This window comes from Frankia sp. CoWAU3, from assembly GCF_977971855.1.
Window position 1 is genome coordinate 2011 of record NZ_CDWWXB010000112.1, and the last position, 8886, is coordinate 10896.

General features: G+C 69.3%; 5 protein-coding genes, 1 tRNA gene and 1 pseudogene. 2 read left to right on the forward strand and 5 right to left on the reverse strand.

The annotated features are described in order from the left end of the window. A partial coding sequence (lysS, locus tag AC08ON_RS11375) for a lysine--tRNA ligase (protein WP_476616933.1) occupies window positions 1–1251 on the forward strand: 1251 nt, incomplete at its 5' end. Window positions 1252–1413: 162 nt separating this feature from the next. Here the strand turns inward: lysS and AC08ON_RS11380 are convergent. From AC08ON_RS11380 to AC08ON_RS11400, 5 genes and pseudogenes are all read right to left on the reverse strand, one after another. Continuing rightward, window positions 1414–2479: pseudogene (locus AC08ON_RS11380) on the reverse strand (integrase core domain-containing protein). A gap of 234 nt (window positions 2480–2713) precedes the next feature. Next, window positions 2714–2804, reverse strand: a tRNA-Ser gene (locus AC08ON_RS11385). 74 nt (window positions 2805–2878) lie between these two features. Then, the gene (locus tag AC08ON_RS11390) at window positions 2879–5248 is read right to left on the reverse strand and encodes a [protein-PII] uridylyltransferase (RefSeq protein WP_476616934.1); all 2370 of its coding nucleotides are present in this window, start codon (window positions 5246–5248) and stop codon (window positions 2879–2881) included. Between the two features lie 275 nt (window positions 5249–5523). Next, the gene (locus tag AC08ON_RS11395) at window positions 5524–5865 is read right to left on the reverse strand and encodes a P-II family nitrogen regulator (RefSeq protein WP_011434886.1); all 342 of its coding nucleotides are present in this window, start codon (window positions 5863–5865) and stop codon (window positions 5524–5526) included. Continuing rightward, the gene (locus tag AC08ON_RS11400; RefSeq protein ID WP_476607559.1) at window positions 5862–7151 is read right to left on the reverse strand and encodes an ammonium transporter; all 1290 of its coding nucleotides are present in this window, start codon (window positions 7149–7151) and stop codon (window positions 5862–5864) included. The genes AC08ON_RS11395 and AC08ON_RS11400 overlap by 4 nt, the downstream gene beginning before the upstream one ends. Window positions 7152–7415: 264 nt before the next feature. Between AC08ON_RS11400 and AC08ON_RS11405 the strand changes: the two genes are divergently transcribed. Then, window positions 7416–8804, forward strand: coding sequence for a C40 family peptidase (locus AC08ON_RS11405; RefSeq protein ID WP_476616935.1), 1389 nt, complete (start codon window positions 7416–7418; stop codon window positions 8802–8804). The last annotated feature ends 82 nt before the right edge of the window (window positions 8805–8886 follow it).

The following is an 8886-nucleotide window of genomic DNA, read 5'->3' on the forward strand; positions in this document are numbered from 1 at the left end:
TCCAAGACCGATCTGGGCGCCGAGGTCGTCAAGGAATGCTCCCGGGCCGTGAAGATCGGCGACTTCGTCGGGATCGCCGGCAGCCTCTACACCACCCGCCGCGGCGAACGGACCGTCGCCATCTCCGAGATGACGGTGCTGAACCGGACCGTGCGTGCCCTTCCGGACAAGTGGCAGGGCCTGTCCAACGTCGAGGCTCGTTACCGCCGCCGCTACCTCGACCTGCTTGTCAACGCCGAGTCCCGGGAACGCTTCCAGACCAGAGCGAACATCATCAGGCGGATTCGCCGTTTCCTTGACGACAACGACTTCCTCGAAGTCGAAACCCCGATGCTGCAAGAGGCAGCGTCCGGTGCCGCGGCCCGCCCGTTCATCACCAGGCACAACGCTCTCGGTGAGGACTTCTACCTGCGGATCTCCCCCGAGACCTATCTCAAGCGGATCGTCGTCGGCGCCTACGACCGCGTCTACGAACTTGGCCGCAACTTCCGCAACGAAGGCATGGACTCCTCGCACCTCCAGGAGTTCACGATGCTGGAGTGGTACGCCGCCTACTGGGACTACCGCGACAACATGGCCTTCGTCCGCGAACTGATCCTCACGGTCCTCGACGACGTCCTCGGCACCCGGGCGGTTACCTACGGGGGTGTCAAGCTCGACTTCGGCGCAGACTGGCCGGAGATCGACTACCGGGCCGAGGTGGAGCGGCGCACCGGCATCGACCTCACCGTCGTCCGCGATCTTCCCACTCTGCGTGCCCGGGTGGCCGAGCTCGGCTTGGACGTCGGGACCTCCCCGTCCTACGCCGGCCTGGTAGACCTGCTCTACAAGAAGACGGTCCGACCCGATCTCGTCCAGCCGTGCTTCCTCGTGCACCACCCGGTGGAACTGATCCCGCTGGCCCGGCGCAGCGACACCGACCCCACCGCGCTTGACATGTTCCAGGTCGTGGTGAACGGCGTGGAGATCGTCAAGGCTTACTCCGAACTCGTCGACCCCGCCGAGCAGCGGCAGCGGCTTGAGGAACAGGCCGTGCTGCGGGAGGCCGGCGATGACGAGACCATGATGCTCGAAGAGGACTTCATCGAGGCCATGGAATACGGGATGCCCCCGATGTCCGGCCTCGGGCTCGGCATCGACCGGTTCGTTGCCCTGCTCACCGGCGCCCCGACCCTCCGCGACGTCGTCCTCTTCCCCACCATGCGCGGCGCCCACAAAGACCAGACAGCCCCCGTTGAAGATGACCTGTGACGGAGGCCCCTAAAGAAACTCTCGAACACGTCGCCGCCGACCGCTACAGAGCCCTCCCACTCCTTGCTACCAGAGTGCGGGCCAGTGCTCCGGCCTTCAGGCCGGGGGTGAAGGCCCGCGTGTGGGGTGCGAGAACTCGGCCACCGGCGTTGGCCTGGTCTTTTAGGCGGCTCGTTCGTATTCGTTGATCAGGCCGCCGAGGACGGGCTGGCGTTTGATCCGTTCCTGGCTCAGGTCCGCGACGGGGTGGTCGGGCCGTGGTGGTTGAAGGTCGCGGCCGCGGTGGGGCGTCGTCCGTTGTAGCGCCGTGCGTACTCAGCCAGGACAACGCGCAGGTGCCGCTCCCCGAATATCGGCATCCGGTCGGTGACCTCGGTCCGGACGGTTCGGACAAACCGTTCTGCGTGGGCGTTCGCCCGCGGGGTCCGGGGTGGGATCGTGACGGTGGTGATGCCGGCGTCGGCGAGGACCGCGTCGAACGACGAGGTGAACTGTCCGGCGCGGTCACGGACCAGGAACCGGAAGTCGGCCGCCCGGTCACCGAGGTCCAGGAGGAGGTTCCGGGCTTGTTGGGTGCTCCACGGTCCGTCGGGGTGGGCGGTGACCCCGAGGATGTGGACGGAGCGGGAGCCGACCTCGATGGCGAAGAAGCAGTACAGACGCCGCAGCGTCAGCGCGCAGTCCACGTGGAGGAAGTCCACCGCCAGCATTGTCGAGGCCCGCGTACACAGGAACTGCCGCCACGTCGTGTCGGTCTGCCGTTGCGGAGCCGGTGGCAGCCCGAGGGTCTTCAAGATCCGGCGGATCGTGGAGGCGCTCATCCGGTGGTCGAGTTTGAGGAGCTCGCCCTGGATCCGCTGGTAGCCCCATGTCGTGTTCTCGGTCGCGAGCCGCTTGATCAGCGCGGCGATCTCCGAGCTGATCGGTGGCCGTCCGGTCCGCTGCGGGTGGGTCCCTTTCCGTGTGACCAGACGCCGGTGCCACCGCAGAACGGTGCCCGGGGTGACCAGCCGTGCGTTCCCAGCGCCTTGGGGAGAAGCCTGATCAGTGCGGCGAGCACCGCCCGATCCGCCCAGTCCCACCGCGGCCTCGGCTGGGTAGGGCGTAGCACCGCGACCTCATGCCGCAACACCAGCAGCTCGATGTCCTTCGACGCCGACGAACGACCGAGCAGCACCAGCCAGCCACATACCCGCACGAAGATCAGATAGGCCAGGCGTACAGACACAGCTGACCATCATGCCGACCACCACGCTGTCGCATAACCCCAGCTCACGGGCCCAAGCCGACTCCTGGCACCCCACACGGCGGGACAGCAGGCGGCGGAGACGGTGGCCGCAGCAATTCCGCGCACGACGCGACGTCCGCACCGGCGATGGCGTCAGCTCGGAGATTTCGGACGCCGAAAGCATTGTTCCTGGTCAGAGGCCCGTCCACAACGGACGGGCCCGACCGCGAAGGGCGGAGGCTCGGGGATTTGAACCCCGGAGGGGGTGTATGCCCCCAACCGCATTAGCAGTGCGGCGCCATAGACCGGACTAGGCGAAGCCTCCCAACGTGCCTGCTCATCATAGCGTCTCCCACGACGGTGCTGACGCTCGGTCCGAGCGGATCCCGGCGGGCTGGATCACGTCTGTGTGGTCCGGCCGGCCGGTTCCGCGCGGTCTATGGGTTCCATCGGTCCCAGGGCCGCGAGGATCGCGTCCGCGATCTCACGGCGCCGTCCGCCGTCCGCCAGCGGACCACCATCGGCCTCCCGCACGTAGAAGGCGTCCACCACGTCTAGTCCGAGGGTCGCGACGATGGCGGTGGCGACATCGAGTCGCAACCCGGACAGCGCCCGTACGATCCGGTACAGCACGCCGGCCTGGTCTGGGGCGCGCACCTCGATCACGGTCATCGATCCCAGGTCGTCATCGAAGATCACCTGAGGTGCGCCGGGCGTGGTCCACCGCCTGGCCCCGGCGTAGTCGCGTTCCCGGACGGCGAGCCGACCGGCGACGTCGAGGGTGCCGGCGAGCGCGGCCCGCAGGTCGGCGAGCAGGTCGGCGAGCAGCCGCGCCGGTTCCGGTACTCGTTCGTGCGGCGCCGCCACGGCGGCCTGCAGCAGCGCCCGACCGCCGTTCCTCCGGGCCGAGGCCCGCCGGATGTCCAACCGGTTCAGCGCGAGGACACCAGCGATGATCGCCAGCAGCCCGACGTGGTCGGCGTTGACCACCACGATCTCGAACATGCCCTCGTCCGGCAGCGGATTGACCTGGACGACGTGCTCGTCGGGCAGCGCGAGCAGGCCACGCTGCCGATCGTCGAGGCTCGGGGGACACGGGACCCGCTCGCCGCCGAGGACTGCCCGGGCCCGCTCGACGAGGTCACCGATCAGCCGCGCCTTCCAGGCGTTCCACGCGGTCGGACCGGTGGCCCGGGAGTCGGCCTCGGTCAGTCGGTGCAGCAGGGTGAGGATCCGCACGCTGCCGGCGGACGCGGCGACGCTCGCGATTGTCCCGGGATCGTCGATGTCCCGCCTGGTCGCGGCCTCGCCGAGAAGCAGGTGGTGGCGGACCATGGCGACAAGCACGTCGACGTCCTCGGGCGGCAGGCCCAGCCGCGGGCCGATCCGTTCGATCTGCACGATGCCCGCCTCGGTGTGGTCGCCGGGGAAGCCCTTACCGATATCGTGCAGGAGGGCGCCGAGCAGCAACAGATCCGGCCGGTCCACCTCGCGGGTGTGCGCGGCGGCCCGCGCCGCGGCCTCCAGCAGATGTCGGTCGACGGTATAGCGGTGGTAGGGATTGCGTTGCGGTCTGCTGCGCACCGCCGCCCACTCCGGGATGAGCCGGACGAGCAGCCCCACCTGGTCGAGGGATTCCAGTACCCCCACGGCCGCGTCGCCGGTGGCCAGCAGCGCGACCAGCGCGTCACGGGCGGCGTCAGGCCAGGGGTCGGGCATCGGTGGGGCCTCCCGGGCCAGCCGGTCGACGGCGTAGCGGCCCAACGGGAGCCCGCTTCGTGCGGCCGCGGCGGCGGCCCGCAGCACCAGGACCGGGTCCTTCGCCGGATCGACGTCCCGGGCGAGCTGGACCTCGCCGTCCTGGTCGACCACCCCTTCGCCGAGGGGGCGGCGGGCCGGCCGCCGGCTGCCACCGCGCCACCGCGCCACCGACCGCAGGCCGGCCGCGACCCGGTACCAGGTGGTGTCCCAGGTCCAGGAGATGGCGCGTCCGGCGTCGGCGACCGCGTGCGCGAGCGCGAACGCGTCGGCGTAGCCGAGCATGGTGGCGAGCGACTCGGAGTCCTGGAGCAGGAGCCGATCGTGGGCTCGTCCCCGGCTCAGCCGGCGGATCTCGCCGCGGGCATCGAGCAGCACCTGACCGGCGGCGATCACCCGCGCGGAGGGGGACTCGGCGACCCAGGCCGCCGCGAGGGCGTGCAGGGCATGGACATCACGCAGCCCGCCGCGGGATTCCTTCAGGTCGGGTTCGAGCAGGAACGCGACCTCACCGAGCCGGGTGGCCCGTTCCGCAACGGCCTCGGCGAGCTCGGGTAGTCGTTTCGGGGCATGGGACCGCCACCGGGCGCGAGCCCGCTGGGCGAGCTGCGTGGCCAGCGTCGCGTCACCCGCGACGTGGCGGGCGTCGAGCAGGCCGAGCGCGGCCTTGAGGTCACCGTCGGCTACCATGATGGCCTCGTCGACGGTGCGCACGCTGTGATCGAGGCCCACCCCCGAATCCCACAGCGGATACCAGACCGCGTCGGCGACGGCGGAGATGTCGTTCCGTTTGCCGTCGTGGACGAGGACGAGGTCGAGATCGCTGCCGAACGCGGGTTCCGCGCGTCCGTAGCCGCCGACGGCCACCAGGGCGATTCCCGGTCCGACCTCGCCGAACAGGTCGACCAGGGCATCGTCGGCGAGGTCGGTGAGGATGCGGCGCAGCCGTGGGCCGGTCGCCGTGGGCAGGTGCTCGGAGCGGCCCTTGAGGATCTCCAGGCGGTCCGTCATGGCTGTCCTCCTCCGTTCGGCCGTCTGGCCGTGATCGATCTCGGGTCCGGATCGATCACGGCCAGTGGAGCGCCGAGCCGAGGACACAGAAACGCGCACCAGCGCAACTGTGGTCTCGGGTGGTACCAGGTCGTGCGGTGTCGCGGGTGGTGCGTGGTGCCGGGGGTGCGTGGTGCCGGGGGTGCGTGGTGCCGGGGGTGCGTGGTAACAGTGATGGATGGAGTCGGGTGGTGCGATGGAGCCGTACCGCGGTGGCGTTGCCACGCCCGGCACTACTACAGCGCGTCCGCCCCCCGCTCGCCGGTACGGACCCGTACCACCGACTCGACCGGAACGACCCAGATCTTGCCGTCGCCGATCTTGCCGGTCTGCGCCGACGACGTGATCGCCGCGACCAGATCGTCGACCGCCCCGTCCGCGACGACCACCTCGATCTTGATCTTTGGCACGAAGTCGACCTTGTACTCGGCGCCGCGGTAGACCTCGGTGTGGCCCTTCTGCCGGCCGTAGCCCTGGACCTCGGAGATCGTCAGTCCGTGCACGCCCAGGGTCTCGAGCGCCGCCTTCACGTCGTCGACCTTGAACGGCTTGATGACGGCGGTGACGAGCTTGGTCATGCCTGGGCCTCCTCGGGCACCTTGACGGGGCTGATGCTGCTCGTGGACAGCGAGCCGCTACCGCCGATGGACGTGAAGCGGTACGCCGTCTCCCCGTGCAACGCCTCGTCCATGCCGGCGATCTCGTCGTCGGCGTTCAGCCGGAGACCGATGGTGTACTTCAGGGCGAGAGCGATGATCGCCGTCACGACGGCCGAGTAGCCCAGCGTCGCGCCGACGGCGAGTGCCTGCTCCCCGAAGACGCTCCACGGGCCGCCGTAGAAGACACCGTCCTTGCCGGCCTCGTTCGTGTCGACGCTGGCGAAGAGGCCGGTCAGCAGGGCTCCGAGCACACCGCCGACCAGGTGGACCGCACCGACGTCGAGCGAGTCGTCGATGCCGACCTTGCCCTTGATCGAGGTGGCCAGGGCGCAGACGACGCCGGCGATGCCGCCGACGGCGATCGAACCCATCGGAGAGACGAAACCACAGGCCGGGGTGATGGCCACCAGACCCGCGACCGCGCCGGACGCGGCTCCCAGGGTGGTCGCCTTGCCGTCGCGCAGCTGCTCGACCGCGAGCCATCCGAGGATCGCGACGCCGGTCGCGATCTGGGTGTTGAGCAGGGCGTATCCGGCGACCTTGTTAGCGCCCAGCGCGGAACCCGCGTTGAACCCGAACCATCCGACCCACAGGATGCCGGTGCCCAGGAGAACGAACGGGACGTTGTGGGGGCGGAAGTCGCCGGTCGGCCAACCGGCCCGCTTGCCGAGGACCAGCGCCAGCACGATCGCCGCGATACCGGCGTTGGCGTGGACGACCGTGCCGCCCGCGAAGTCCATCGCGCCGCGCTCGAACAACCAGCCCTTGCTCGCCCACACCCAGTGTGCGATCGGCGAGTAGACCAGCAGCGACCAGAGCGGGATGAAGATCGCGAAGGCGCTGAACTTCATGCGATCGGCGATCGCGCCGGTGATGAGGGCGGGCGTGATGATCGCGAACATCAGCTGGAAGGCGACGAACACGACGTACGGGATCGCGCCGTCGCTGCCGGAGAGGTCCTGGAGAGCGAAGAAGTCGAATCCGCCCCAGAAGCCGTTACCCTCGCCGAACGCGACGCTGAACCCGATGACCGACCAGATCAGCGTGACGATCCCGATGCAGAAGAAGTTTTGCATGATCATTCCGAGCACGTTCTTCGCTCGGACCATGCCACCGTAGAAGAACGCCAGTCCGGGCGTCATGAACAGCACGATCGCGGAACTGATGAGCATCCACGCGGTATCGCCCGAATTCAATTTGTCCATGTCTCTCCTGTCATTCCCCGCGCGATGCGCGGACTGCGCTCACCCGGTCCCCGGCCACGCTGCGCTCGTCCCGGATCCTCGGGTCCGAAGAGTCGGCAAGATCTGTTCCCGACCTGTGTCTTAGCTGTTTCTGGCATGTGAAATCGCTAAATTGGGTGGCCTGTGACCCGATCTCATCGGCTGGCGGTGGGTGCTTGGAGACTCTCCGCTCGTTACGGCGTGATTCCGTGACTTTATAACTGCATAGAGTTACCGTCCGGCGGTGTGAGCAGTGTCCCCACGGAGGGCTGGCATAGCGCCGGCGAACCGCGCCCCGGGCCCCGCCGTCCCCGTGATGTCCCGCCATCCGGGTTCGGCCGGCGAACTTCGAAACACGCCGCAAGGCAGACTCCCGCCGCCGGCCCGACCGACGATCCCCAGCCGACCGGGAACGATCCGACCGGATGGCGTCCGAAAGCCGGAGCGCCCATTGTTCTCGGACTGGTCGGCATTCTCGTCGCCGGACCTCCGGTTGTCTGGGGATTTGCCGGATCCGCCTGGGCGGCGCCGACGACTCCGGCCTCCGGGCCGGCCCCGGAGAGCCTGCAGAGCCTGCAGAGCCTGCAGAGCCTGCAGGCGGAGATCAACGGTACCCGGGTACGGCTGGACGAATCCACTCGTCAGACGGCGATTGCCACTGAGGTGTTCAACGCCGAACGTATTCGGCTGGCCGAGGCCGAGCGGGCCGCGGCAGCCGCGGCCGGGCGGGTCGACCGCGCTGACGATGCTGTACGGCAGGCCTCGGACAAACACCGGGGGTTGGCGGTGTCGGCGAATCGGGCCGGGGGATTCGGGCAACTGTCGTTGCTGCTGACTGGCGATCCCCGACAGGTACTCGACCGGGCCGGTGCGGTCGATGCGCTGGCCCGCCGGCAACGCGTGGCGGACACCGGCCTGCGGCTCGCGCGTCGGGATCTCACCGAGGCACGCCGGAGCGCTGACGTGGCACTTGCGGGCAAGAGGAAGATCGTCATGCGGCTCGCCGCACGGAAGCGGTCTATCGAGGCGTCCGCCGCCGAGCAGCGCAGCCTGCTGCAGCGGCTCGAATCCCGCTACGCATTGCTGGAGCGGCAGGCCAGGGAACGCCAGGCCGCCGCCGCGCGGGCCCGCAGGGCGGCGGCGGCCGCCGCCGCGGCATCGGCGGCCAGGAAGGCCGCGGCCGAACGGGTCCGTTATCGGAAGGAGTCGGCCGCGGTCGCAGCCGCGGGCCGGGCGTTCGCAGCGGCCCCGACTACCCCGGCACCCATCCCGCCGACGGGCGGCGGTGGCGCGTCGCGCGCGGTGCAGGAGGCATACGCCCAGCTGGGCAAGCCCTACGTGTGGGCCGCGGCGGGGCCGAAGTCCTTCGACTGCTCCGGCCTGACGCAGTGGGTCTGGGGGAAGGCCGGGGTGTCGCTGAGCCACTACACCGGATCACAATGGAATGAGGGGCGCCGCGTGAACCGTGCGGGCCTCATTCCCGGCGATCTCGTCTTCTTCCATGCCGATCTTGATCATGTCGGGATCTACATCGGGGGCGGGAAGATGATCCATGCTCCGCGGACCGGGGAGGTGGTCAAGGTGGAGAAGATCTGGTGGTCGAGCTTCCGGGGGGGTGTGCGGCCGGGAGCGTGACACCATCGGCCGCTGGCGGAAGTGATCAGGACGGCGACGGCGACGACTCAGCTTGTCGTTTAACCTTCGGGTGTCACTCTGT

Excerpts from the sequence above, each read along its gene's own strand:
- AC08ON_RS11390 (WP_476616934.1), bottom strand. The coding sequence starts at position 5,248 with ATGACGGACCGCCTGGAGATCCTCAAGGGCCGCTCCGAGCACCTGCCC.
- AC08ON_RS11395 (WP_011434886.1), bottom strand. The coding sequence starts at position 5,865 with ATGACCAAGCTCGTCACCGCCGTCATCAAGCCGTTCAAGGTCGACGAC.
- AC08ON_RS11400 (WP_476607559.1), bottom strand. The coding sequence starts at position 7,151 with ATGGACAAATTGAATTCGGGCGATACCGCGTGGATGCTCATCAGTTCC.